This is a genomic window from Streptomyces sp. NPDC038200, assembly GCF_055600785.1.
The window spans coordinates 23,211-48,245 of sequence record NZ_JBVJYH010000012.1; the positions used below are offsets into that span (position 1 = coordinate 23,211).

Sequence of the window (25,035 nt, forward strand, 5' to 3'; positions counted from 1 at the left end):
GGGTCACTCGGTCATGTCCACCGCCCTCTCCCCCACCGCCCGGACCCTCGCCGGCCCCGGCACCCCGTTCGCCGTCGTCGACGTGCACCGGACACGGCGGAACATCGCCCGCCTGCAGGCCCGGGCGGACCGTCTCGGGGTCGCCCTGCGCCCGCATGTGAAGACGGCCAAGAGCCTCGACGCCGCCGCCCTCCTGCACGACGGCGGCCCCGGCCCCGTCACCGTCTCCACCCTCGCCGAGGCCGAGGCGTTCGCCGACGCCGGATACCGCGACATCACGTATGCCGTCGGCATCGCGCCGCACAAACTCCCGCGTGTGGTGGCGCTGTTGCGCCGCGGCGTCATCCTGCGGGTCCTGCTGGACAGCACCGAGCAGGCGATGTTCGTCGCCGCGGCCGCGCGGGAGGCGGGCATCGCCGTTCCCGCCCAGATCGAGATCGACTGCGACGGCCACCGCGGCGGCCTGGAGCCGGATGCCCCGGGGCTCCCCGGCATCGGTCGCATCCTGCACGACGCGGGGTGCCTGGACGGCGTGCTGACCCACGCGGGCGAGTCGTACTTCCGCTACACCGCCGAGGAGCGGCGCGAGGCGGCGCGCGGCGAACGCGACGCCGCGGTGACCGCGGCCGGGCGGCTCCGGGCGGCGGGCCTGCCCGTGGCCACCGTCAGCGTCGGCTCCACCCCCACCGCCCACGCCGCCGACGACCTCACCGGAGTCACCGAACTCCGCGCGGGCACCTACGTCTTCTTCGACCTGGTGATGGCCGGCCTCGGTGTCTGCGACCCGGCCGATCTCGCCCTGTCGGTCGTGGTCACCGTCATCGGCCACCGTCCCGAGTACGGGTGGATCGTCACCGACGGCGGCTGGACGGCCATGTCCCGCGACCGCGGTACGGCCGTGCAGCCGCAGGACCAGGGCTACGGCCTGGTCGCCGACCTGACCGGCACGGTGATCCCGGGCCTGGTGATGACCGGCGCCAGCCAGGAGCACGGCACCCTCACCGCCCGTGACGGCGCCGCACTGCCCGAACTGCCCATCGGTACCCGCCTGCGCGTCCTGCCCAACCATGCCTGCGCCACCGCCGCCCAGCACCAGGGCTACCACGTCGTCGACGGCGCCCACGGCACGGCGGCCCCGGCGCCCGCGATCGAGGCGTACTGGCCCCGCGTCACCGGCTGGTGACGGTCTGCCCGTCACGCCGTCCGAGCCGTCACCATCCCCTACCCGGAGGACTCCTTCATGGCCGCCGAACTGCCCGTGTCGTTCACCGACGTCCGCGAGGCCGCCGCCCGTCTCGAGGGCATCGCCCACCGCACTCCCGTACTCACCTCGCGCACCCTGAACTCCCTTGTCGGGGCGGAGGTGTTCATCAAGGCCGAGAACTTCCAGCGGATCGGCGCCTTCAAGTTCCGCGGCGCCTACAACGCCGCCGCCCAACTGCCCCCGGACCAGCTGGCGAAGGGCATCGCCGCCTACTCCTCCGGCAACCACGCCCAGGCCACCGCGCTGGCCGCGCGTGAACTGGGCACGAGCGCCGTCATCCTGATGCCCGAGGACGCTCCCCGATCCAAGCGGGAGGCGACCGCCGGATACGGGGCGGAGGTCGTCACCTACGACCGTTACACCCAGGACCGCACCGCGCTCGGCCACGCGCTGGCCGAGGACCGTGGCCTGGCTCTGATCCCGCCGTACGACCACCCTCATGTCATCGCCGGCCAGGGCACCGCGGCCCTCGAACTCCTCGAAGAGACCGGTGCATTGGACGCCCTTCTGGTGCCGGTGGGCGGTGGCGGCCTCATCGCGGGCAGCGCCACCGTCGCCACGGCCCTCCACCCCGGCATCCGCGTCATCGGCGTCGAGCCGGAGGCGGGCGACGACACCAAGCGCTCCCTGGAGGCCGGCGCACGGGTCACCGTCCCGGTCCCCCGTACCATCGCCGACGGCCAGGCCCTGGACACTCCCGGCGCACTCACGTTCCCGGTCAACCAGCGGCTGGTCGACGCCATCGCCCTCGTCAGCGACGCCGAGATCATCGCCGCGATGCGCTTCGCCTTCGAACGGCTGAAGATCGTCCTGGAACCCAGCGGTGCCACGCCTCTGGCCGCCCTGCTGGCCGGACGCGTCGACAACCTCCCACGGCGGATCGGCATCATCGCGTCCGGCGGCAACATCGACGTCGACCGCTTCACCGCACTCGTCACCGGCTGAGACGGCGGTCCACCCGTCCGGTGACGGTCGGACCGGCGACTCGCGCGAGCCGTCCGCCGCCCGGGAGTTCACCCGGCTCGGTGGCGACCGAGGGGGGACGGGGCGCCGGGTGGACGGCACCGGGCCGCCACGGTTTGCCTGCCGCGCGCCACGCCCGACCGGACTCGGGAGACAGCCGCCCGAGCCCGGTCGGTGCCGGCACCACGCTCATGTCTCTCCCCAGTCCCAGGTGTCGAAGTACTGGGCCAGGCCGGTGCGGCGGGCCTGTGTCACCGCTCTCAGTCGTGCGAAGTCCTGGAGCGGCATCAGGGGCCGCCACGCTTCCAGGGGGAGCACGCGGAACTCGTCGTGCTCCTCCGGGTCCAGGGTGATGGCCTGGATCTGCGCCTCGCTCAGGCGGCCCCCGTCGAAGACCAGGCCCATCGTGCTGTACGGCCATGCGTCGCCGGGCAGTCCGTAGACCGCGGCCAGCAGTCGTGGCGGCCCGGCCACCGTGATGCCGGTTTCCTCATGGCACTCGCGCACGGCCGTCTCCCAGGGCCGCTCGCCCAGTTCCATGGTGCCGCCGGCCATCTGCCACGGGTGCGCGGGGCTGTAGGGGGCGTGCAGTTGGACGGGCCGGTCCTGCTCGTCGGTGAAGTGGACGCAGGCGAATCCGGTCGCCTTCATCAGTTGCTCGGCATACTCCTCGGGCGGCAGCCAGACTCGGCTCACCACGTCTCCTTTCCTCGCCGGCTCCGGTGCGGGAGCCGGGTCGTGCGCGGCGCGGCGGCGCTGCCGGCGGGTCCGGCCCTCCGGCGCCCGCTGCTCGGCGGATCCGGCCCGGAGGATCCGTCCCCCGGCGAACTCCCCCACCACCGGCGGGCGGTGACGGGTCGCCGCTGCGGCGTCGATGCCGGGCACGAGCCGGAGGCGGTCGGCGGCCGGTTCGTAGCAGATCGCGTCCTCGGGCTGCTGGAAGTGCACCGCGAGCCGCACCCCGGCCGCGTACGCGTCCAGCCCGGCCCGGCAGTAGGCCACCGTCCGGGCGGGCAGGGCGTCGAGGCGGATCCAGTCCATCGCGTCGCACACGTCCGGCTCGGCGATCCGTGGTTCGCCCTGCCAGCGCCGCACCTCGAAGAAGAAGCCGGTCCGGGAGCGTCCGCCGGGACCGCGGTGGTGGACGGTGACGGCGGCCCGGACGTCGGCCGGAGCGATGACGACGCCGGTCTCCTCCCGGGCCTCGCGGACCAGGGCGGTGACGACGTCCTCGTGCGGGCCGTCCAGGTGCCCGGACGGCAGGTGCCAGAGCCCGGCGGCGTAGACCGTCCCGGCCCGCCGCGACATCAGGACCTCGGAGCCTCCGACGGTCTCTCTGCGCAGGATCAGATGGACGTCCAGTGGCTCCCGGTGGCGCTCACCGCCGGGGCGGGGTCCGTCCGGCTCGGTGGGGGGCATCTCCGTCACCGGCCCCTCTCGGTGTACGGCCGGCCGGCGCGGACCCCGTCGACGGCGGCCCGGTTGCGGGGGACGGTCGGTGTCACCGGGCCCCCTCCTGCCACGGGTCGTTGCCGTCGCGCGGGGCGGGCAGTCTCTCGCCCGCCGGTGGAGCGAGCCCGAACTGGGCGGCCTGGGCCGTGTACATCTCCCGGTACCGGCCCGCCGGCCGGGCCATGAGCTGGTCGTGGGTGCCCGCCTCGGCCAGATGTCCCTCATGGAGCACGAAGATGCGGTCGGCCTTCGCGGTCGCGGCGAGCCGGTGGGTGACCAGGACGACCGCGTGTCCGGTGGCGGCGAGCGACCACAGGCTCTCGAAGGCCGCGATCTCCGCGTGCGGATCGAGTGCGGAGGTGGGCTCGTCGACCAGGAAGAAGGGGGCGGCCCGGTACCGGCTGCGGGCGGTGACCAGCTTCTGCCACTGACCGCCGGAGAGCTGGACGCCACGCTCGTACCCTTTGAAGACGATCGAGTCCCAGCCGTGCGGGAGGCCCTGCACCAGGTCGTACACTCCGGCGGCCCGCGCGGCCTCGCTCACCCGGCCCATGTCGCGGGGACGGTCGCCGACGCCGATGGCCACGTTCGTGGCGGCGGTCATCTCCCAGCGCGGGAAGTCCTGCGCGATCAGCGCGACGGCGCCGAAGACCTGCGTGCGGTCGGCCGCCCGGAGCGCGACGCGCTCGCCGGACGTCCCCTCCCACCACACGTCGCCGCCGGTGGGCAGCAGCAGCCCGGCGAGGATCTTCGTCAAAGTGGTCTTGCCCGAGCCGTTGGCTCCCACGAGGGCCGTCACCTCGCCTCTGCGGACCGTGAGACTCACTCCCTTCAGGGAGGGCTCGGCAGCACCGGGATAGCAGTAGGAGACGTCGTCCATCCGCACCGCGCTCACCTGGTCGGGCAGGGGCGTGCCGATGCGCGGAATGGCGTGCTCGGCGGCCAGTTCGGTGGCGTTCTTGGTGTCGGTGAGGAACAGCATCTCCTCGTACAGCCGGTTGACCTGCTGCACCAGGGAGGTCAGCCGGGCGGTGGAGTTGCGGATGGCGATCACTGCGGTGCCGCCGACGGCCAGCGCCAGGCCGTCGCCGGTCAGCAGCCACCACAGCACTCCGTAACAGGCGAGCGACGCCACACCGGAGAGGCCGCCCGCGACCAGGTCGGTGCGGGCCTGTGCCCGCGCCAGGCGGCGCTGTTCCGCCTCCGTCTGCCGGGCCATCTCGTCGTACCCGGCCAGGAGTTTCTCGCCGGCCGCGTGGGCCCGGATCTCGCCGGCGGCGTGGGGGCGGGTCAGATACGCGAGCATCGAGGCGATCGCCCGCCGGTGGTCCACCCAGTTCAGCCGCGAGGTGTGGTCACGGCGCGCCGAGCGGACCGCGCCCCACCCCTTGGGCAGGGCGATCGCCAGCAGCATCGGCAGCAGCGCCCAGTGCAGCGAGGCCAGCACCACGGCCGCGGCGACCATTCCGATCAGCACGTTCCCCACACCGACCGACAGCCGGAGCATGCTGCGGGCCGAGTCCGTGCCGAACTTGCCCGCCTCCAGGACGCGTTGGATCTCCGGCCGCTCGGTCGCCTCGACCTCGATCCGGGTGACGGCCGCGTAGTAGCGGGCGGACACGGCACGCTCGACCTGTGGCTCCAGCCGGCCGGAGAGCGCCGTCGAGCACGCCGTCAGCAGCGCCGAGCCGACCGACACCACCGCCAGCAGCACCAGCGAGGGCAGGGCCTCGCGCAGCTTGTCCGCGGTCGGCCCCGCGGCGAACAGCCGGGTGAGGACGTCGTTGACGGCCACCAGTCCTCCGGCGGCGAGCAGTCCGAGCCCGAGCTGTGCCGCGAGGACCCCGGTCAACCCCCGGCGGTCGACCTCCCAGCCGATGCGGAGCACCATCCCGGCCATGCGCGGCAGTGCCGCGGCCATCCGCGCGAAACCCATCCGGGTCAGCGCGCCTTCGTGGCGGACGTACGACTGGTCCCAGCGCAGCCGGCCGCCGAACAACTCCTGTTCGGCGGCCGAGATCCCGCTCGCGGCCGTCTCGTGCTCCTTGTGCGTTCCGTGTCCTCGTGCGGCCCAGGTCACCGTGGTCCCTCTCCGCGGTCGTCCGGTTACGTCGTCAGGCTCAACGACCGGTCCCCGATTTCGAACACACGTATTTCGGACGGCCTCGAAACCGCCGTACGGAGCGGGTCACGGAATATGCCTGATGCACGGACCCTTGCCGGGCAACGGAAGCGGACCGCAGGCGCATGGCCGAAACGCGTCAGGCGCGCCCGCTGCCCTTCGCCTCCGCGCGGCCGGAACCCGCCTGCCTCCAGGCATCGTGACGCGCTGGTGGTCCCTCGCCGCCCTGCCGGGCATGATGCGGAAACACGGCGGGCGCGCGACGGGGGAACCGATGGTCGGCGAGGTGCGGCGGGACGAGGACGGCTCCGCGGCGGTGGAACGGCAGACGGAACCGCCGACGGAACTGGACGAAGCCCTCCAGGAGGCTCACCGGCTGCTGGACGAGCCCCTGGGCGCGGCGCCCGCCGAGGCACTGGTTCCCGTGATCAACCGGCTGTCCCGGCTGCGGCCCCCGTCGGCGGGGCGCGGGCGGGACCACCAGGTCGTCTTCGTCGTCCTCGGTCTCCTGCTCGGCGCGTACTGCCTGCGGAAGGGCGAACACGCGTCGTCGGACTCCGGCTCCTGCGAGCGGACGGAAGCGTTGCAGCGCCTGCGGTGGGCGGATCGCCAGGGGCCGCCGGCCGACCGGCTCGCCGTGCAGGCCCGCATGATGCTCGTCTTCCTGCTCGTGCCCTGGGCCCTGCCCCGCGCCGACGGCACCGACACCGTCCTGAGACACGCGCTGCTCACGGCCGGCCACGGGGACTGCCTGCTGACCGAGTCGTTGCGCCGGGATCTCACCGAGGCCCGCGGAGTCGTCGACCGGATCGCCGAGGCCCCGCTCGACGCGGAGTTCCGGGAGCGGACCGCGAACGTCAAGCACATCATCGAGCGGATGCTGGCCCCCGGCCCGGTCTCGATGGACGCGGCGGCCGACACGGCGGCCCCGGCCACCACGGCGGCGGCGACGGAAGCGGTTGCGTCCGGACCCGACGGCGCCGGCACGGAGGCTGCCGAGGAGGCGCTGCTCGACGCCGTCCGCGGACTGGTGGCCCTGGCCGGTGTCCGCAGCACGGCGAAGTTCACCCGGATCCTGGTCTGGCTGGTCGTGGTGTTGGGGGCTCGGACCGGCGGCTCCTCGGGCGCGGAGCCGGGCCTGGACCCTCGGGACGCGGCGCTGCTGCGCCGGGCCGCCCTCGGCGGCGCGGCCGGTGCCGGCGGTGTCCGCCGTGCCGCCGACCTGGTGCTGGGGGCGCTCCACGCACTGCCGTCGGACGCACCCGAGCGGGCCCGCGTCGCCCGGCTCCACGCCTATCTGCTGGTCGCCCTGGAGATCCTGGAGCCCGGATCGGTCGACTTCGGCACCGCGGAGCGGCCCGTGCCGGACCCCGCCGACGACGACGGCGACCGGCTCGACGACTGGCCCGTCGGACTCACCCTGGAGCCCGGTCTCGCCGCCTTTCTGAACAGCAGCCTGAGGGACTTCGCCCTGGAGATCGGCGTGCACGAGCGGAGCCACGCGGCCCGCATCGACCGGCTGCTGGCCTACCGGACCGGTGACACCGGCTACGTGGAGGACGCGGCCACCCTGCTCCAAGAGGCGATCGACGCGAGTCCGCCGGACTCCTGGTGGGTCATGGCACTGCGGACGGAGCTGGCCGCGATCCTGCATCAGGCCGCCTCGCACGGTGGCAGCTTCCACGACGCGGACAGCTCCCTGGCCACCCTGCGCGAACTGGGCGCGAGACTGCGCGACGAGGGCTCGGTGCCGCTCGACGCGCCCTTCACCCTGGAACTCCTCCTCTCCACCGCGGACCGCGAACTGCTCCACGCGCAGCGCACCGGGAGCCACGAGGCGCTGCCGCCGCTGATCGAGGAGCTGCGTGCCCGGCACACCGCCCTGTCTCCGGACAGCGGGTGGCGCGGCGAGCTGGCGCAGCGGCTGGACCGGCTGGAGAAGCTGTGCGCGGAGCGGCAGCGGGCCGCCGCGGGCGGGGAGCCCGGGGCCGCCCGGCCGCTGGACGTCGCCGCCGAGCTGGCGGACCTGGGACGCACGGTCGACGAGGTCCGGCGCGAGCTGGACGCGCCGGCGACGTATCACCAGCACGAGTACGACCGCCGTGCCCGGCTCGGTCTGCGGCTGCTCCTCTCCGTCAGACGCGGCGTGCACCACCCGCCGCTGCTGGACGCGGCCATCACCCAGCTGACCCGTGCTCGCGCCCTGCTCGCGGAGGGGCGCGGCGCATACGGGCGGGTGGACGTGCTGATGAAGCTGGCCGAGGCCCACATGATGCGGGCCGCCCGGCGCGGGCCGCACACCGCCGCGGACGAGCGGGCGTTCCTGGAGGTCACCCGCGAGGCGCTGGAGGAACTGGCCGCCGACGTCCTGCTCCAGACGGGGGCCGACCACGGACTGTCGGCGGCCCGCAACGGCGACATGCTGGCGGAGCGGCTGGCGTGGGCGGCCCTCATCCTCCGTCGGCCGGCCGACGCGGTGGCCGATCTGGAGAGGGGGCGGGGCCTGGTGCACCAGGCCGCCGCCACGTCCCGCGGCATCCCCGAACTCCTCGACGCCGCCGGCCACCGCGAACTGGCCCGGCGGTGGGGGGCCCAGGTCCGCGCCGACCCGTTGCGGCCGGTCCGCGCCGACCCGTTGCGGCCGGTTGCCGGCGACGCGCCGGCCCGGCCGGCCGGCGGGCCGCCTGTGCCCAGTGCCCTGCGCCGCGACGTGTTGGCCGTACTGGGCGTCCGTGCCCGCCCCGGGCGGCGCCGGGGGGCCCGGCAGCTGGCCGGACCGGCGGACGTCGCCGCGCTCCGCGAGGGCCTCGCGGCCTCGGGCACGGACGCCCTGGTCTACCTGCTGCCCGGTGTCCCCCTGCCTTCGGCGGGGCGCCCGTTTCCCGGGCACGCGCTGATCCTGCGCCCCGGCGCGGATCCCGCCGTGCTGCCGCTGCCGGAGCTGATCCGCCCCGGCAGCACACCGCTGGAGCGTTACCTCAAGGCCGCGGCGGACCGTTCCCGGGCACTCGCCCATCCGGCCATGCACGCCTCGTGGCAGGCCGCCTACGAGGGCCACTGGCAGGTGACGCTGCGCGAGCTGTGTGACTGGGCCTGGCCCGCGGTGATGGGTCCGGTGCTCTCGGCGGTGGGTCCGCCGGCGTCCGCCCCGGGGGCGGGGGCCCGGCCGCCGCGGATCGTTCTGGTGCCCTGCGGCCGGATCGGTGTCGTACCGTGGCACGCCGCACGGACCACGGTCGCCGGCGGGCGGGGCCACCGGTACGCCTGCCAGGAGGCCGTCATCAGCTACGCCCCCTCCGGCACCCGGTTCCTCACCGCGGCCGGCCGGCGGCGCATGTCCCCCGCCGACGGACGGCAGGTGGTCGTCGCCGACCCCGAACTGACCCTGCCGTGGGCCGAGGTGGAGGCGGCCGCGCTGCGTGCCTCCTGCTATCCGGACGCCCTCCGCTACGGCGAGTTCCTCGACACCGACGAGGAAGCGGACGCGGCGGGCACACCCGCGGATCTGCTCGCGGTGCTGCCCGGCGGCCGGTCACCGGCGTCCGTGGTCCACCTGGCCTGTCACGCCCGGGCCGCCTCCCGCCCCACCGACTCCGCGCTACGGCTGGCCGGTCTGCCCGGCGCGGACCCGGACACCGGCAGGCTCACCGTGGCCGGCCTCCTCGACGACGCCGCCGGGGTCCGGCCGGACGCCGCCGGACCGCTGGTCGTGCTCAGCGCCTGCGAGACCGACCTCAGCACGGGTCAGCACGACGAGGCACTGACCCTCGCCACCGCGCTGGTCACGCGTGGTGCGGCGGACGTCGTGGGGTCGCGGTGGGCGGTGCGGGACGGGCCGACCGCCGTGATGATGGCCGTCTTCCACCACCACCTCAACGCCGGCGGGCTGGCCCCGCCCGACGCCCTGCGCGCCGCCCAGCTGTGGATGCTCGACCCCCACCGCACACTCCCGTTCCCCTTGGACGGCCCCCTCCGCCGTGAGGCCGCCCGCTCGGACCTGCATCATCTCCAGCACTGGGCGGCCTTCACCCACCAGGGCAACCCGGCGCCGTCGGGCGCCGCTCACACCGCTTCGAGCACCTCGCGGGAGCAGTGACGGAACTCCAGGCCGAGTTCGTGGTCCACGGCCGGGTGAGAACGCGTGGCGGCGTCGCCGACCTGCTCCCAGGACCCGTACGTGAGGTACGGCTGGTCCGCCGTCGGGCCGAGCGGGTTGCCGTGCTTCTGGCGCGGCACAGGCGGCTGATGCCTCGTCCGGCTGCCACAGTCCACTCGACGGAGTGACACGGCCGCGCGGCGGGCGCCGACCGGTGCCAGGGGGCCGCCGTCTCCTCGGCCCGACCCCGAGGGAGCCATTGCGCGGGCCCCTGGGGCGCCATACGGTGCACGCGCGTCAACGCCGTACTCTCACCTGAGGAGTCGATACGCCGTGCCGCTCCTTCGCAACACGCTCGCCCGCACCCGCCGGGCTTCTCACCGCGCGCCGGCCGCCGCCGCGCTCGCCGTCGCCGCCGTGCTCGGCGCGGCATCGCCCGGGGCCGCGGCGGCGGACCGGGCGCCGGGTGCCGGACCGGCCGCGTCACGCGTGTCCCTGCGCGTGGCCACCTTCAACATGCACGCCGGAGCCGGCGAGGACAACGTCTTCGACCTCGACCGCACCGCGGCGGCGATCCGGGATCTCGACGCCGACGTGATCGCCCTCCAGGAGGTCGATGTGCACTGGGGTGCCCGGAGCGCCTCCACGGACGAGGCCGGGGAACTGGCCGCACGCCTGCACATGCACGTCTTCTTCGCGCCGATCTACGACCTGCCCCCGGCCACGGCCGACGGCCACCGACGGCAGTACGGCGTCGCGATACTGAGCCGCCGTCCGCCGCGCGACGCGCAGAACCACGAGATCACCCGGCTGTCCACCCAGACACCCGACCCGGTACCGGCCCCCGCGCCGGGCTTCGCCGAGGTGACGCTCAGGGTGCGGGGCGTCCGTGTGCACGTGTACTCGACCCACCTGGACTACCGCGCCGACCCCTCGGTCCGCCGCGCCCAGGTCGACGACATGCTGGCCGTCCTGGCCGGGGACACCGGCCCGAAGGTCCTCCTGGGAGACTTCAACGCCGAGCCGAGTGCTCCCGAACTCGCCCGGCTGTGGGGGCCATTGACCGATGCCGCCCCGAACGGCGGCAAGACCTATCCGGCGGTCGACCCGGTCAGGCGCATCGACCTCGTCACGGTCTCCCCGGACGTCACCGTCACCGGTGCGCACGAGTCCGGGACCACGGCGTCGGACCACCGCCCCGTGGTCGCGGACCTCCTGCTGCGCCACCGCGCGCCCTGAGACGACCGCGGGGCCGCACGGCGGAATCACCGTTGCATGCTCCTGACAAGTCACGGTATCCGTGGCACGCTGCCTCACGCACGTCTGTCCGCACCGTTCTTCGTTCCCCCACCCTGTCCGGACCCGACCAGTCCGGACACGGCAGAAGGAGACCTGCGTGAGACGCCATCGCACTGCCGCGGGCATTCTGTTGGCCGCCGGAGCACTGTTCGCCGGCGGGCTCGTCCAGGCCGGAGCCGCCGACGCGGTGCCGGCCGCGACGCCTCCCGGACCGACGGCCGTGGCCCACTCCGCCTCGGCGGCCGAACAGCACAGGGCCCGCACCTTCTGGACGGCCGAGCGCATGCGCGGCGCCACCCCCTTCGATCTGCCGCCGACCCGGCAGGCCGCGAAGACCCTCGACCCCCGGAGGTCCCACGGAAGCACGACCACCGTCGCACCCACCGCGGCACCCGCCTCCGCGTCCTCCGCCGCCCTCGCCTCCTTCCCGCAGGCGGGTGGTCCCTGGACCGGCGGCGGCGCCGTCGTCACGACCTCCGGCCGCGTGTTCTTCACCTTTCAGGGGCGCACCGCCTCCTGCACCGGCAACGCCGTGACCAGCCAGAACGCCAGCACCGTCATCACGGCCGGGCACTGCGTGAAGTACCAGGGCAGCTGGCACACCAACTGGGTCTTCGTGCCGGCCTACGCCAACGGCAACGCGCCGTACGGCCAGTGGACCGGGGCCACCACGCTCACGACTCCGCAATGGGAGGCGAGCGAGGACATCAACTACGACGTCGGGGCCGCGGTGGTCGCTCCCCTGAACGGCAAGACCCTCACCTCGGTCGTCGGCGCGCAGGGCATCCAGTTCAACGGGGGCTACAACAAGCCGATGTACTCCTTCGGTTTCCCGGCCGCGTCGCCGTACGACGGCACCAAGCTCGTCTACTGCAGCGGCAACAGCTCGAAGGACTTCCTCTTCTCGCAGGACCACAGCCTGGGGTGCAACATGACCGGCGGCTCCAGCGGCGGCCCCTGGTTCACCGGCTTCGACGAGGCGACCGGCACCGGTCTGCAGGTCTCCGTGAACAGCTTCGGCTACACGTTCCTGCCGAACCGGATGTTCGGCCCGTACTTCGGTGACGTGGTCAAGGCCCTGTACGACAAGGCCCAGGCCGCGTGACACCGACCGGTACGGCGTCGGCGGGGAGGAGTGCCGCAGCCCCGGCCGGCCGGCAGCCGTCCGCCGGACCGGCGGCACCGGCCGGCGTCCCGTCGTGCGACTCCCTTCGCTGAACGACCGGTCCGTCGAGGGCCCGGGGCGCCGGGCCCTCGACGGCTGCGTCGGTGACCGCCGCACGCCGGCGGTCACCGGTCGACGGCCTGGAAGCCGCGCAGGCGCAGACTGTTGCCGACCACGAAGACCGAGGAGAAGGCCATCGCCGCTCCCGCGATCATCGGGTTGAGCAGTCCGGCGGCGGCCGGCGGCAGGGCGGCGACGTTGTAGGCGAAGGGCCCGGAAGAGGTTGGACCGGATGGTGCCCAGCGTCTTGCGGGCGAGCCGGACGGCGTCCGCCGCGACCCGCAGGTCCCCGCGCACGAGAGTGAGGTCGCCCGCCTCGATCGCCGCGTCCGTGCCCGTGCCCATGGCGAGGCCGAGGTCGGCCTGGGCGAGGGCCGCCGCGTCGTTGACGCCGTCACCGACCATGGCCACCGAACGTCCCTCGGCCTGAAGGCGCTCGACCACGTCGACCTTGTCCTGCGGAAGCACCTCGGCGATGACGTGCTCCGGGTCGACGCCCACCTCGGCCGCCACGGTCTCGGCGACGGCCCGGTTGTCACCGGTCAGCAGGACGGGCGTCAGTCCGAGGGCAGGCAGTCGGCGGACGGCCTCGGGGCTGGTCTCCTTGACGGCGTCGGCGACTTCGAGGACCGCGCGGGCCTCGCCGTCCCGGGCCACGGCGATGGCCGTACGTCCGGCCGCCTCGGCGTCGGTCCTGGCAAGCGGAACTCGCCCTCTCCCGCCGCGCCTCGGGACGTACGGGCAGGACAGGGCGGCGACCGGGGATCTCGATTCCGCATCCGAATGACGGACGCGCCGCACCGCATCCCCGGCCGGGGCCGTAGGCTGGCCCGTGCAGCTGGTTCGCCCCGTCAGCCAGGCGGGAGGCGTCGCAAGAGGGAACCCGGTGGGAATCCGGGACTGCCCCGCAGCGGTGAGCGGGAACGACCGCCGTCATACGCACTGGGCCCGAGGAGGGCCTGGGAAGCGACGGCCAGTAGGTGTCCTCCTCGTGAGGACGTGCCCGTGAGTCCGAAGACCTGCCACCTGCCCGCGCGCGACCCACTCGGGCGCGGACATCCCGGTGACCTCGTGGGCGGGTCGGCGTGCACACCGAACGGACGGCCAGGGGCCGCTGCCGGCCGGTCCGTCACCCTTCGCGCTCACGTCCCGTCGCCAGGATCTCAGGGATTCATCTCGCGAAGGAGATCTCCGTGACCACGAAGTCCGCAGCCGCGGCAGCACGGGCGACCGTGTACGGCTACCCCCGCCAGGGTCGGCACCGGGAGCTGAAGAAGGCGGTCGAGGGGTACTGGAAGGGCCGCGTCACCGCCGACGCCCTGCGCGCCACCGCCGCCGGCCTGCGCCGCGCGAACTGGCGGCAGCTCGCCGAGGCGGGCATCCACGAGGTCCCCACCGGCGACTTCTCGTACTACGACCACGTCCTGGACACCACCGTCATGGTCGGCGCGATCCCCGCACGCCACCGAGCGGCCGTCGCCGCCGACCCACTGGACGGCTACTTCGCCATGGCGCGCGGCACACAGGACGTGGCGCCGCTGGAGATGACGAAGTGGTTCGACACCAACTACCACTACCTGGTGCCGGAGTTGAGCCCGGACACGGTGTTCTCCGCGAACTCCGCCAAGCAGGTCGCGGAGCTGACGGAGGCCCTTGCCCTGGGCCTGCGCGCCCGGCCCGTCCTGGTCGGCCCCGTCACCTATCTGCTTCTCGCCAAGCCCGCGCCGGGCGTGCCCGCCGGCTTCGAACCGCTCACCCTGCTCGACCGTCTGCTGCCCGTGTACGCCGAGGTCCTCGCCGACCTGCGCGCGGCCGGCGCCACTTGGGTGCAGCTGGACGAACCCGCCCTGGTCCAGGACCGCACCCCGGCCGAGCTGAACGCCGCCGCCCGCACCTACCGCGACCTCGGCGCCCTCACCGACCGTCCCCGGCTGCTGGTGGCGTCCTACTTCGGACGGCTCGGCGAGGCCCTGCCCGTGCTGGCCAAGGCACCGGTCGAGGGACTCGCCCTGGACTTCACCGAGGCGGCCGCGGCCAACCTGGACGACCTCGCGGCCGTGGGCGGCCTGCCCGGCAAGCGCCTGGTCGCCGGGGTCGTCGACGGCCGCAACATCTGGGTGAACGACCTGGGGAAGTCGCTCTCCACGCTCGGGACCCTGCTGGGGCTGGCGGACCGGGTGGACGTGTCCGCCTCCTCCTCCCTGCTGCACGTTCCGCTCGACACCGCCATGGAACGCGACATCGAGCCGCAGATCCTGCGCTGGCTCGCCTTCGCGCGGCAGAAGACCCGCGAGATCGTCACCCTCGCCAAGGGCCTGGCCCGGGGCACCGACACGATCGCCGCGGAACTCGCCGCCAACCGGGCCGACCTGGCCTCCCGCGCCGGCTCCCCCCTCACCCGCGACCCGGCCGTCCGGTCACGCGCCGCCGCCGTGACCGAGGCCGACGTCCGCCGCTCCCCGTCGTACGCCGAACGCGCGGCGGCCCAGCGGGCCCACCTGCGTCTGCCGGTGCTGCCGACCACGACGATCGGCTCCTTCCCGCAGACGGACGAGCTGCGCACCGCGCGGGCGGCGTTGCGCGGCGGGCGCATCGACACCGCCGGATACGAGCGGCGCGTCGAGGCGGAGATCCAGAAGGTGATCTCCTTCCAGGAGAAGGCGGGTCTGGACGTCCTGGTGCACGGCGAGGCCGAACGCAACGACATGGTCCAGTACTTCGCGGAGCGGCTCACCGGCTACCTCGCCACCCGGCACGGCTGGGTCCAGTCCTACGGCACCCGCTGTGTCCGCCCGCCGATCCTGGCCGGCGACATCTCCCGCGCCGAGCCGATGACCGTGCGCTGGACGACGTACGCCCAGTCGCTCACCGACCGGCCGGTCAAGGGCATGCTCACCGGCCCCGTGACCATGCTCGCCTGGTCCTTCGTCCGCGACGACCAGCCCCGCGGCGACACCGCCCGGCAGGTCGCCCTCGCCCTGCGCGACGAGGTGACCGACCTGGAGGCGGCGGGCACGTCGGTGATCCAGGTGGACGAGCCCGCACTGCGCGAGACGCTGCCGCTGCGCGCCGCCGACCGGGCCGCGTACCTGTCCTGGGCGACGGAGGCCTTCCGTCTCACCACGAGCGGGGTGCGGCCGGACACCCAGATCCACACCCACATGTGCTACGCGGAGTTCGGCGACGTCGTCCGGGCCATCGACGACCTCGACGCCGACGTCATCAGCCTGGAGGCCGCCCGCTCGCACATGCAGGTCGCCCACGAACTGGCCGCGCACGGCTACCCCCGCGAGGCCGGACCGGGTGTCTACGACATCCACTCCCCGCGCGTACCGAGCGCCGAGGAGGCGGCACGGCTGCTGCGCACCGGTCTGCGGGCCATCCCCGCCGAGCGGCTGTGGGTCAACCCGGACTGCGGGCTGAAGACCCGCGGCTGGCCGGAGACCCGTGCCTCGCTGGAGAACCTGGTAGCCGCGGCACGCACGGTCCGTGAGGAGATCTCCGGAGCCTGACACTCCCGAGGGCCGGTCCGGCCCCTCGTCCTCGGCGAGGGGCCGGACCGGTCGTCCACGACACCGACGACATGACAACAGCAACAGGAGCGACCGCGTGACCAGCCGAGTCCTTCTCGTGTCCCCTGCCATGAACGCGTCGCTGCGGCAGGCCCGCTTCGACGACGGCGGCTCCCTCGACGACGGCGGCACGGCCCGGGCCCGGGCGGCGGCCGGGTCGCTGCCCTCCGCGGTGCGGGTCCTCGCCTCTCCGAGCGTGCGCTGCCGTGAGACGGCCGCGGCGCTGGGCCTGGACGGTGTTCCGGTGCCGGAGCTGGCGGGTCTGGAGGTGGGCCGCTGGCGCGGACGGACCCTCGACGAGGTGGGGGCCGCCGAACCGGAGGCGGTGGGCCGCTGGCTCACGGACCCCGGCTGCGCCCCCCACGGCGGTGAATCGCTGGAGGACTTGTGCGGACGGGTCGCTCGCTGGCTGGCCGGCGCGGGGGCTCTGGAGGGGCGCACACTCGCCGTGGTCGAGCCGGACGTGGTGCGGGCGGCGGTCGTGGCCGCGCTGGGCCTGCCCGCCGGGGTCTTCTGGCGCCTCGATGTCGCCCCGCTCTCGGTGACGGAGCTGAGCGGGCGCGGCGGACGCTGGAACCTGCGGGTGGGGCGGCCGCCGGCCGCGCCGGAGGCCGATTAGGCGTCGGCCCCGGACGACTCCGGAGGGCCCCCGGACGACTCCGGAGGGCCCCCGGACGGTTCCGGAGGGCCCTCTGTCGTCCGGACGGAGTCAGTGCGCCGCCGGAACCGCGCGGCGGGTCGTCGCCCTCGCCGGCGCGGGGTTCAGCAGCCGCTCGGCCAGCTCGCCGAAGGCGAGGCCGAATGCGCCCCACAGGACGGTCTGGATGGCCAGCGCGGACAGGCGGAACCGCCACAGCAGGGTGGCCGGGAAGTCCCCCGGCACCTCGTTGACGACCGGCAGGAACCGGAAGGCCAGTCCGATCACGACGGCGAACGCGGCCACCGCGGCCACCGTCGCCCACCAGTTGCCCAGGCGGGGCGCCAGACGCTTGCCCAGCAGGGTGGTGGCGACCGCCAGCAGGACGCTGAGGAGCATCATCAGGAAGTACAGGGTGGTCCGCTTGCCGATGGTGTCGGGGTCGCCGACCGACGGCGGGTTGGCCGGGTACTTCAGGAACGGCACGACGTAGACGGCGAGCAGCGCGGTGCCGGACAGCAGCAGCGCGGTGGCGCGGGGGCCGAAACGGCCGACGCGGCCGAGCGCGAAGCAGAAGGCGAGCGCGGCGATGCCGCCGAAGGCGACCCCGTAGACCAGGACGCCGGTGGCGAGACCGGCGGTGGACTGCAGGGAGCGGGAGACGACCTCCATCTCGTGTTCGTGCGCGTGGGCGTCCTCGAAGCCGATCGCCTTGTCCACGCTCGGCTCACCGAGGAGATAGGCGGCGATCAGGGCGAGCACGCCGGCCGCGAGGCCGGCGAGCATGCCCCGTACGAGGAGGTTCCGTACAGTTGCGGAGTTCATGGGTGCGGGCTGTCCCCTCGCGTCAGTGGCAGGGGAAGCCGAGCAGATGGCGTGCGTCGTGCACCCATTCGTGGACGTCCGTGCCGTTCACCACGGAGGTGGCGCCCTGTTCGGCGCCGACGAAGTAGAGCAGGACCAGCATGAGGATGCCGAAGAAGACCGCCCAGGGGGCTATCGCCTTCAGCGGCAGCTTGGCGGGGATGGCGGGAGTGGTGGCTGTCGGCTGGGCGACGGTCTGCGCCATGGCAGAACCTCCTTGGGGAGTTCGCGTCCCCTCTCGGTGGTGCACAGGACGACGGCCCCGGGTCTGACTCACGAGCAGCCTCTGGAGGCTCTCGCACACAGTGGCGCGACCGTGCCGGGTTTCCACCGGCTTCCGTCTCGCCGTCGTCGATATCGGACAGACCGTACCGCGCCACCGGCCCGCGGCCAAGACCGCGTCCGCCCTGCGTGATCTACCTCTCGCACGGGCGGACGGTTCTGATGTCCGTGGGTCAGCGGTGGCGGAATTCCGCCGGTCGCCCGACCACCAGGACGACCCCGCCCTTTTCCCTGCCATCCTTCCGGCCGGCGGGCTCAACGCGCGAGGCGGCCTCGCGCGTTCGCCTCCGCCGTGTCCTCGGTGCGCCCGGTCGGACACGGCTCCACGGCCGGAAGAACGGGGACGGCGTCGCTCACCCTGCCGTCCCCGGGGCGGTGCCGGGGGCGGGCCCGCCGAGTCCCAACTCCCGGTCGCCGAGCGGGGCGAAGAAGCGTTCCACATCGGCGTCGGTGACCTCGGCGAGGGTGGCCGGCGACCAGCGCGGGTCGCGGTCCTTGTCGATGATCTGCGCCCGGACCCCCTCCACCAGGTCGGGGCTGTCCAGGGCGGCGCAGGAGACGCGGTACTCCTGGTCGAGGACCCGCTCCAGCGTGCCGAGGCGCCGGGCCCGGCGGATCGCGGCCAGGGTGACCTTGAGGGCGGTGGGTGACTTGGCGAGCAGGGTCTCGGCGGCGTCCTTGGCGTCCGGACCGCCGTGGGCGAGCAGCCGGTGGACGATCTCCTCGACCGTGCCGGCGCTGTAGCAGGCGTCGATCCACTCGCGCCGGTCGGCCAACCGGCCCGGCGGCGGCTGCTGCACATGGCGGGCGAGGACGTCCCGTACGGGCATCCGGGCGAGCTCGTCGGTGAAGTGCCGGAGGGCCGCGGACGGAATGCAGTGGTCGGCGAGCCCGCACAGCAGGGCGTCGGCGGCGCCGATCTGCGCGCCCGTCAGCGCGAGATGGGTGCCCAGCTCGCCGGGTGCGCGGCCGAGCAGATGGGTGCCGCCGACGTCGGGGACGAAGCCGATGCCGGTCTCGGGCATGGCGATCCGGGACCGTTCGGTGACGACGCGGACGCTGCCGTGCGCGGAGACGCCGACGCCGCCGCCCATGACGATGCCGTCCATGAGGGCGACGTACGGCTTGGGGTAGCGGGCGATGCGGGCGTTGAGGTGGTATTCGTCGCGCCAGAACGCGGCGGAGGCGGTGCCGTCGCCGTCACGGGCGTCGTCGTGGACGGCGCGGATGTCGCCGCCCGCGCACAGGCCCCGCTCCCCCGCGCCGGTGATGACGACGGTCTCGACGGCCGGGTCGTGCTCCCACGCGGTCAGGGCCGCGTCGATCCGGCGGACCATCTCGTGGTTGAGGGCGTTGAGCGCCCTGGGCCGGTTGAGCGTGATGTGGGCGGCCCGTCCCTCGGTGTGCAGCAGGACGGGGTGGGCGGCCGGGGGCGGGGCGGACCGTTCGCTGCCGGTCATCCGCATGCCTCCGTCAGGCCGCGGGCCACGATGACGCGCATGATCTCGTACGTTCCTTCCAGGATCCGGTGTGCCCGCAGGTCGCGGACGATCTTCTCGATGCCCCGTACCCGCCGAGAGGGCGGTGGCCGCCGTGCGGCTGGAGCGCGGCGGCGACCGAGCCCCGGTGACCGGGGCGAACCGCTTCGCCGTCGCACACGGTACGGCGCCTGCCGGTCGCCGCGCCGGGCGCGCGGGCGGTCTGCGTCACCGGAGCGCGGCCGGCCGGCTCCGTCACCGTGCCGGCCGGGCGGAAGCGGCACTCCGGTGCGTCGAGGAGCAGGCCCGCACGGTGGGGTGGTCAAGGCTCCGAGCGCCGTCGCGGTGGTGTGAAGGTGTACAGGTCGAGGATGTCCGGCAGAGGGGCCACGCCCGGGCCGCCGGCGCGTACCCAGGTGACGATGTCCTCGGTCGCGGCCTGGTCGTTGACGAGCCCCAGCCAGACCGGCCGCGCACCGGCGGCCCGGCCCGCGGCGGACGGCTGTACGACGATGACGTTGGCCTGGTCGCACACGTCCAGGCAGTCGGAGATGCGCACGGGCACCTCGGCGCGCAGCCGTGCGGTCTGCGCCGCGTGATCGACGCCCTGCACCTTGGGGCTGCCGCAGCAGCAGTCCCGGCACACGACGACCCGGCACGGCACCGGTCCGCTTCTCTCCCCGGCCTCGGCCGAGGCCGCTCCGGTCGGCCTCTTGGGCATACCGCGCCCCTCCCCTCCCGGGGAGATCCGCCCCGGTGTCGCGTGAGGAGGCGACCGCGTGAGTCTCCTGGCTCCCGGGTCACGGCTCGTCCCGCCTTCCCGCCCGGTCGGGGCGGTGGCCTGCCGGAACTCGCTCACCGGTCACAGTGGCGGGACCGCGCCGGATTCACACCGGCTTCCTCGGACCGCCGTCGCCTTATGTCGCCGGTCATCATTTCATCACCGGTGCCGGCCCGTCATCCGGGTCGGTCCGGCGAGCGGCCTCGTCCGGGGCGACGGCACGGCCGGTCGTGGCGGCTTCGCGAGGGACGCGGGACAAGGTCGTCAAGAATCGGGGGCATCTCGACGTGCGGGTCGGCACCGGGCTCGTGGGTGAAGAGCGCCTGGCCGCGCTGGAGGCCGAGGGCGCACGGCCGGTCCCGCTCGGCGCGGTACGCGTGCGGCTGCTGTACGACGGCAAGGACTCGTGCATCGTGATGCAGGACGTCGAGGGCAACGAGTTCTGCATCGACTGAGCGTCCTCCGAGCCGACGAGTTGCGCACCGGGCGCCCGAGGAGCCGCGGGCGTACGAGAGTTCCCCGCGCAGGGCCACCGGCCCGGCTCGCTGGTGCTTCGTCAGGTTCTGGTTCCGCCGGGCTGCGGGAAGGCCGGCAGCCGAGCGGTGGTGCCCGGTGCTGCGGTGGCCGAGCGGTGGTTCAGCGGGGTGCGGAGACCTCGTCGCGGACCCGTTCGGCGTGACCGGTCGACGGGCGGCCCCCCGCGTCGGGCCGGCGGTGGGTGCAGGTGTGGGTGCCGTCGGCGGCCCTCCGGTGCACATTGGCCGGATGCATAGGTCGACGCCGCTGATCGGCCGGTCGGTCGCGGGAGGGGCGTGACGGTTTCCCCGTCGGGCCGGTCGGCCGGATCCGCACATCCTCGCCGCACGGGCTTCACATTCCATGAGTGAATTGTTTTGCCCATGGCATCCGAATTCCCTTCCGCCCCTCAGGGATCTTCCGCCTTCTTACCGAGAATCCCGGCAAGTGGATATCGCGCCACCCCCATCCCCTCGGTAGTTTCCGGACTTTGTCTCCGGGGTGAACCGCGAAACCGTTTCGGCATATCTACGATCGCAGGCTATGACCGACACTCCACGGGACAACTCCGCCACCCGTGCCCGCTGGCAGACCTGTCTCAGGCTCGCCCGTGAACTCCTCCTCGTCGGACCCGACGGCAAAGACCTGAAGCTCGAGTATCTGCACGCCCTGATAGACACGGGCCGCCTCGGTACCACCCGTCACCCGCGCAAGAAGGTCCTCGTCATCGGTGCCGGCATCACCGGCCTCGTCGTCGGCCGGCTGCTCAAGGACGCCGGGCACGACGTCACCGTCCTGGAGGCGAACGCCAATCGTGTCGGCGGACGCATCAAGACCTTCCGCACCACCAAGGACCACCAGCCCTTCGCCGACCCGGCCCAGTACGCCGAGGCCGGGGCCATGCGGCTGCCCGACTTCCACCCGCTCGTCCTCGCCCTGGTCGACAAACTGGGACTCGGGCGGCGGCAGTTCTACAACGTGGACATCGATCCCCACACCGGCAGCGGTCCCGAGGTGCCCGTCCCTCCGGTGACGTACACCTCCTTCACCGGCCGGACGTGGACCTACGGCGACGACAGCCCGGACTTCACCGAACCCGACAAGCGCGGCAACTCCTGGATCCGCGCCAACCGCGTCCAGGTGCGGCGTGCCGACTACGCCGCCGGTCCCGAGCGGATCAACGAGGGCTTCCACCTCACCGACGACGAGGTCCGCGCCCCCGTCGCGCGGATGGTGGACGAGGCGCTGGAGAGCGTGCGCGACTACTACTCCGAGGTCGTCGACGGCAGACGCGTCAACAAGCCGTTCGACGAGTGGGTCGAGGGCTGGGCACGGGTGATCCGCGACTTCGACGGCTACTCGATGGGCTCCTTCCTGCGCGACCACGCCGGGCTCAGCGACGAGGCCGTCGAGGCCGTCGGCACCCTCGAGAACATGTCCTCGCGGCTCTACCTCTCCTTCTTCCACAGCTTCCTGAGCCGCAGCGACATCAACCCCGGCGTCCGCTACTGGGAGATCCCAGGCGGCAGCTGGCGCCTGCCGCACGCCCTGTACCAGGGCCTGCGCGACGAGGTGCGGCTGGGTCAGCGCATGATCCGCCTCGAGTACCACGACCCCAGCCGCGACACCGACCCCGACGGCACCGGGGCGGTCGGACCCGACGGGTGGGGCGTGGCCGTACAGACCGTCGACGAGGAGGACCCGAAGGAACTCCCCCGTCTGTGGACGGCGGACCTGGCGGTCGTCACCATCCCCTTCTCCTCGCTGCGCTTCGTGGAGATCGTCCCCTCGATGTCGTACAAGAAGCGCCGCGCCGTCATCGAGACCCACTACGACCAGGCCACCAAGGTGCTGCTCGAATTCAGTCACCGCTGGTGGGAGTTCACCGAGGACGACTGGCGCGACACCCTGGACGGCATCGCCCCCGGCCTGTACGAGTACTACCGGCGGGGGCCCGAGGCGGACACCGTGTCCGTGCCCACGCTGCCCGAGCCGGAGGCCGGGCTGCTCGGCGCCGCCGTCAAGGACAGCCTCGTCACCGAGGAGATGCGCCGGATCGACGGCACTCTGCCGCTGCGCGGCCCCGCCGTCCGGCCCGCCACCCACTGCTTCGGCGGGGGCTCCGCCGCCGACAACCCCAACCGGTTCATGTACTACCCCTCGCACCCGATCGCGGACAGCACGGGCGGCGGCGTCGTCCTCGCCTCGTACTCCTGGTCCGACGACGCCGCTCGCTGGGACTCCCTGCCGAAGGCGGAGCGCTACCTCTACGCGCTGCGCAACCTCCAGGCCCTGCACGGCCGGCGCATCGAGGTGTTCTTCACCGGCCGGGGCGCCACCCAGAGCTGGGCCCGTGACCCGTACGCCTTCGGCGAGGCCGCCATCTACACCGCGCACCAGATGACCAGCTTCCACCTGGACGTCTCCCGGCCCGAGGGCCCGGTGCACTTCGCCGGCGAGCACACGTCCCTCAAGCACGCGTGGATCGAGGGCGCCCTGGAGAGCGCCGTCCGCGCCGCCCTCGCCGTCCACCAGGCCCCGCCGGTCACCGACAGGAAAGACCCGAACCCGGACGGCTCGGGCTCCGACCGGGAAGGGGAGTCCTCGTGAGCCCGATCACCCCCGCCTGCACGGTCGCCCGCTATCTCGCGCTGCGACTGGCCGAGTTGGGCATCACCCATCTGTTCGGCGTCCCCGGCAACCACCTCGGCCCGTTCCTCACCACCCTGCGGGCCGAGGGCGACATCGAGTGGGTCGGCACTCCGACCGAGGGCGGCGCGGGCCAGGCCGCCGACGCCTACGCCCGCATCCACGGCGTGGGGGCGGCGGCGGTGACGTACAGCGTGGGCGCGTTCAATCTGCTCAACGCCTGCGGCGGCGCGTACGTCGAGCAGGTCCCGCTCATCGCCGTCAACGCCTGTCCGCCGTACGAGCAGTGGCAGAACTTCCGCGCCGTCGGGCTGCTCACCTCGCACATGAGCCCCCGTGCCGAGAGCAACCTGGACGTCTACCGGCAGGTCACCGTGGACGCCCGGGTCATCTCCCACCCGGGCCTGGCGCCCGCCCAGATCGACGCCGCGCTCACCGCGTGCGTCTCCGAGCGCCGGCCGGTCTATCTGGAGGTCATGGAAGACCTGTGGGACGAGCCCTGTCCCGAACCGACGGAGCCGATCGTCCGCCGCGAACGGCCCTTCGGCGAGCGCGACCAGAGCATGCTGGACCGGGCCGTGCACGCGATCCTCACCCTGATCGAGGAGCATCCCGGCCCGGACGGCAGGCCCCACCCGATCGTGTGGGCCGGCGAGGAGATCGACCGGTACCGGCTCGGCGGGGAACTCGTCGACCTGGTGGAGGCCACCGGCGTGCCGTTCTGCACGACCGTCGGGGCCAAGGCGGTCGTGGACGAGGACCTGCCGCAGTTCCATGGCGTCTACAACGGCAAGGCCAGTCACCCGGACGTGTCCGCGATCTTCAAGGACTGGGCCACCTGCCGGATCGGGCTCGGCGCCTGGTCCACGTCGAAGAACCTCAATGGTGAGCAGAGCGTCGGCACCGACTGGGTGATGGCGGCGCACGGCGGCATCAGCGTCGGCACCTCCTACTTCCCCGACGTCCAGCTCGCCCGGCTGCTGCCCGCCCTCCAGGACGCGCTGGTGAAGGCCTACGGCTCCCAGGGCCTGTCCGCGGACTACTACGCCGAGTCCTACAGCTACCGGGGAGCGCGGGACGACCGCCCCGCCGGCCTGGCGCAGTACCGTGCCTCGCTGAGCCTCAGCGGTGCGCGGTCCCGGGACGCCGAACGGCTCACGTACGACGGCGTGTTCGACCGGATCAACCACTTCCTGGGCCGGGAGACCGCGGAGGACTGGACGGTCGTGTCCGACGCCGCGTTCTCCCTCATCGGCTCGATGAATCTGTCCCTGTCCGCGGGCGGCTTCCTGTCCCAGATCAGCTGGCTGTCCATCGGCTGGTCGGTCGGCGCGGCCACCGGCGCCGCGCTCGCCCCCGAACGCGAGGGCGCCCGCCCGATGGTGTTCGTCGGCGACGGCGCCTTCCAGGAGACCTGCCAGGAGATCTCCACCCACACCCGGCTCGGGCTGCGCTCGGTGGTGTTCGTCCTGGACAACGGGTCCTTCTACGGCATCGAGCAGATGCTGGTGCACCCGGCCCACTACGCCGGGCAGCACCCCGCCGAGCCGGACTTCTACAACGTCCTGCACCCCTGGCACTACGACCGCCTCGCGGCCGTCTTCGCCGGCGAGGACACCCCGGCGAGCGGGCTCGACGTCACCGGCCCCGCGGAGCTGGACGACCTGCTGGCCCGCCTGTCCGACCCGCGCGACCCGGTCAACGCCGGGCCCCTCCTGGTCCGCGTCCGCCTGCACCGGCACGACTATCCGCGGGCCATGGCGTACAAGGTGCCGAAAACCTCCTGACCGGTTTCCTCATGACCGGTGTCCTCGTAACCGGTGTCCTCATAACCG

The 25,035-nt window shown here is 73.5% G+C and carries 16 protein-coding genes, 3 pseudogenes and 2 riboswitches; of the genes and pseudogenes, 10 read left to right on the forward strand and 9 right to left on the reverse strand.

Translation table 11 applies throughout. From position 1 onward, the window contains the following. Positions 1-13: 13 nt before the first annotated feature. Both ACZ7KF_RS23910 and ACZ7KF_RS23915 read left to right on the forward strand, forming a co-directional pair. Complete coding sequence (locus ACZ7KF_RS23910; protein ID WP_471078509.1) at positions 14-1,183, forward strand: alanine racemase; 1,170 nt, start codon at positions 14-16, stop codon at positions 1,181-1,183. Positions 1,184-1,240: 57 nt separating this feature from the next. Next, positions 1,241-2,209 (forward strand): threo-3-hydroxy-L-aspartate ammonia-lyase, encoded by a 969-nt coding sequence (locus ACZ7KF_RS23915; protein ID WP_471078512.1) that lies wholly within the window; start codon positions 1,241-1,243, stop codon positions 2,207-2,209. Positions 2,210-2,416: 207 nt separating this feature from the next. Here the strand turns inward: ACZ7KF_RS23915 and ACZ7KF_RS23920 are convergent, their stop codons facing one another. Together ACZ7KF_RS23920 and ACZ7KF_RS23925 are read right to left on the reverse strand one after the other, a co-directional pair. After that, complete coding sequence (locus ACZ7KF_RS23920; RefSeq protein WP_471079015.1) at positions 2,417-3,646, reverse strand: NUDIX domain-containing protein; 1,230 nt, start codon at positions 3,644-3,646, stop codon at positions 2,417-2,419. 82 nt (positions 3,647-3,728) lie between these two features. Next, complete coding sequence (locus ACZ7KF_RS23925; RefSeq protein ID WP_471078515.1) at positions 3,729-5,759, reverse strand: ABC transporter ATP-binding protein; 2,031 nt, start codon at positions 5,757-5,759, stop codon at positions 3,729-3,731. Positions 5,760-6,000: 241 nt separating this feature from the next. Here ACZ7KF_RS23925 and ACZ7KF_RS23930 point away from each other — a divergent pair, with 241 nt between their 5' ends. Further along, positions 6,001-9,897, forward strand: coding sequence for a CHAT domain-containing protein (locus tag ACZ7KF_RS23930; protein ID WP_471078518.1), 3,897 nt, complete (start codon positions 6,001-6,003; stop codon positions 9,895-9,897). Here the strand turns inward: ACZ7KF_RS23930 and ACZ7KF_RS23935 are convergent. Further along, positions 9,864-10,037, reverse strand: coding sequence for a hypothetical protein (locus ACZ7KF_RS23935; RefSeq protein WP_471078520.1), 174 nt, complete (start codon positions 10,035-10,037; stop codon positions 9,864-9,866). The two genes, ACZ7KF_RS23930 and ACZ7KF_RS23935, sit on opposite strands and share 34 nt — an antisense overlap. Before the next feature lie 193 nt (positions 10,038-10,230). Between ACZ7KF_RS23935 and ACZ7KF_RS23940 the strand changes: the two genes are divergently transcribed. Together ACZ7KF_RS23940 and ACZ7KF_RS23945 are read left to right on the forward strand one after the other, a co-directional pair. Then, on the forward strand, positions 10,231-11,136 hold the full coding sequence (locus ACZ7KF_RS23940; RefSeq protein ID WP_471078522.1) for an endonuclease/exonuclease/phosphatase family protein: 906 nt from the start codon (positions 10,231-10,233) through the stop codon (positions 11,134-11,136). 157 nt (positions 11,137-11,293) lie between these two features. Continuing rightward, entirely contained in the window at positions 11,294-12,301 is a 1,008-nt protein-coding gene (locus ACZ7KF_RS23945) for a trypsin-like serine peptidase (protein WP_471078524.1), read from the forward strand. Positions 12,302-12,486: 185 nt separating this feature from the next. Here ACZ7KF_RS23945 and ACZ7KF_RS23950 read toward each other — a convergent pair. Next, positions 12,487-13,120 (reverse strand): annotated as a pseudogene (locus ACZ7KF_RS23950) (HAD-IC family P-type ATPase); the annotation flags it as partial. A 123-nt stretch (positions 13,121-13,243) separates the two neighbouring features. After that, positions 13,244-13,462: riboswitch (cobalamin riboswitch) on the forward strand. A 152-nt stretch (positions 13,463-13,614) separates the two neighbouring features. Between ACZ7KF_RS23950 and metE the strand changes: the two are divergent. Both metE and ACZ7KF_RS23960 read left to right on the forward strand, forming a co-directional pair. Beyond that, positions 13,615-15,933 (forward strand): 5-methyltetrahydropteroyltriglutamate--homocysteine S-methyltransferase, encoded by a 2,319-nt coding sequence (gene metE / locus ACZ7KF_RS23955; protein WP_471078526.1) that lies wholly within the window; start codon positions 13,615-13,617, stop codon positions 15,931-15,933. A gap of 97 nt (positions 15,934-16,030) precedes the next feature. Then, positions 16,031-16,612 carry a histidine phosphatase family protein gene (locus tag ACZ7KF_RS23960; RefSeq protein ID WP_471078528.1) on the forward strand — a complete coding sequence of 194 codons (582 nt, stop codon included), beginning with the start codon at positions 16,031-16,033 and terminating at the stop codon, positions 16,610-16,612. 90 nt (positions 16,613-16,702) lie between these two features. Here ACZ7KF_RS23960 and ACZ7KF_RS23965 read toward each other — a convergent pair whose 3' ends face one another. The 5 genes and pseudogenes from ACZ7KF_RS23965 to ACZ7KF_RS23985 all read right to left on the reverse strand — a co-directional run bounded on the left by ACZ7KF_RS23965 (position 16,703) and on the right by ACZ7KF_RS23985 (position 19,975). Further along, the gene (locus ACZ7KF_RS23965; protein WP_471078530.1) at positions 16,703-17,455 is read right to left on the reverse strand and encodes a CbtA family protein; all 753 of its coding nucleotides are present in this window, start codon (positions 17,453-17,455) and stop codon (positions 16,703-16,705) included. Positions 17,456-17,477: 22 nt separating this feature from the next. Further along, positions 17,478-17,699, reverse strand: a complete 222-nt coding sequence (locus ACZ7KF_RS23970; protein WP_391882429.1) for a CbtB domain-containing protein — start codon at positions 17,697-17,699, stop codon at positions 17,478-17,480. A gap of 430 nt (positions 17,700-18,129) precedes the next feature. Beyond that, positions 18,130-19,236, reverse strand: coding sequence for an enoyl-CoA hydratase/isomerase family protein (locus tag ACZ7KF_RS23975; RefSeq protein WP_471078533.1), 1,107 nt, complete (start codon positions 19,234-19,236; stop codon positions 18,130-18,132). Then, a pseudogene (locus tag ACZ7KF_RS23980) lies at positions 19,233-19,555 on the reverse strand (acyl-CoA dehydrogenase family protein); the annotation flags it as partial. The gene ACZ7KF_RS23975 and the pseudogene ACZ7KF_RS23980, both read right to left, overlap by 4 nt. A 21-nt stretch (positions 19,556-19,576) precedes the next feature. Next, positions 19,577-19,975 carry a (2Fe-2S) ferredoxin domain-containing protein gene (locus tag ACZ7KF_RS23985; RefSeq protein WP_471078535.1) on the reverse strand — a complete coding sequence of 133 codons (399 nt, stop codon included), beginning with the start codon at positions 19,973-19,975 and terminating at the stop codon, positions 19,577-19,579. 61 nt (positions 19,976-20,036) lie between these two features. Beyond that, positions 20,037-20,156, reverse strand: a riboswitch (cobalamin riboswitch). A 136-nt stretch (positions 20,157-20,292) separates the two neighbouring features. On the opposite strand from ACZ7KF_RS23985, the pseudogene ACZ7KF_RS23990 reads away from it, so the two are divergent. The 3 genes and pseudogenes from ACZ7KF_RS23990 to ACZ7KF_RS24000 all read left to right on the forward strand — a co-directional run. Further along, positions 20,293-20,490: pseudogene (locus ACZ7KF_RS23990) on the forward strand (VOC family protein); the annotation flags it as partial. A 604-nt stretch (positions 20,491-21,094) separates the two neighbouring features. Then, entirely contained in the window at positions 21,095-23,161 is a 2,067-nt protein-coding gene (locus ACZ7KF_RS23995) for a flavin monoamine oxidase family protein (protein ID WP_471078538.1), read from the forward strand. After that, positions 23,158-24,987, forward strand: a complete 1,830-nt coding sequence (locus ACZ7KF_RS24000) for a thiamine pyrophosphate-binding protein (protein WP_471078541.1) — start codon at positions 23,158-23,160, stop codon at positions 24,985-24,987. The genes ACZ7KF_RS23995 and ACZ7KF_RS24000 overlap by 4 nt, the downstream gene beginning before the upstream one ends. Positions 24,988-25,035: the final 48 nt, after the last annotated feature.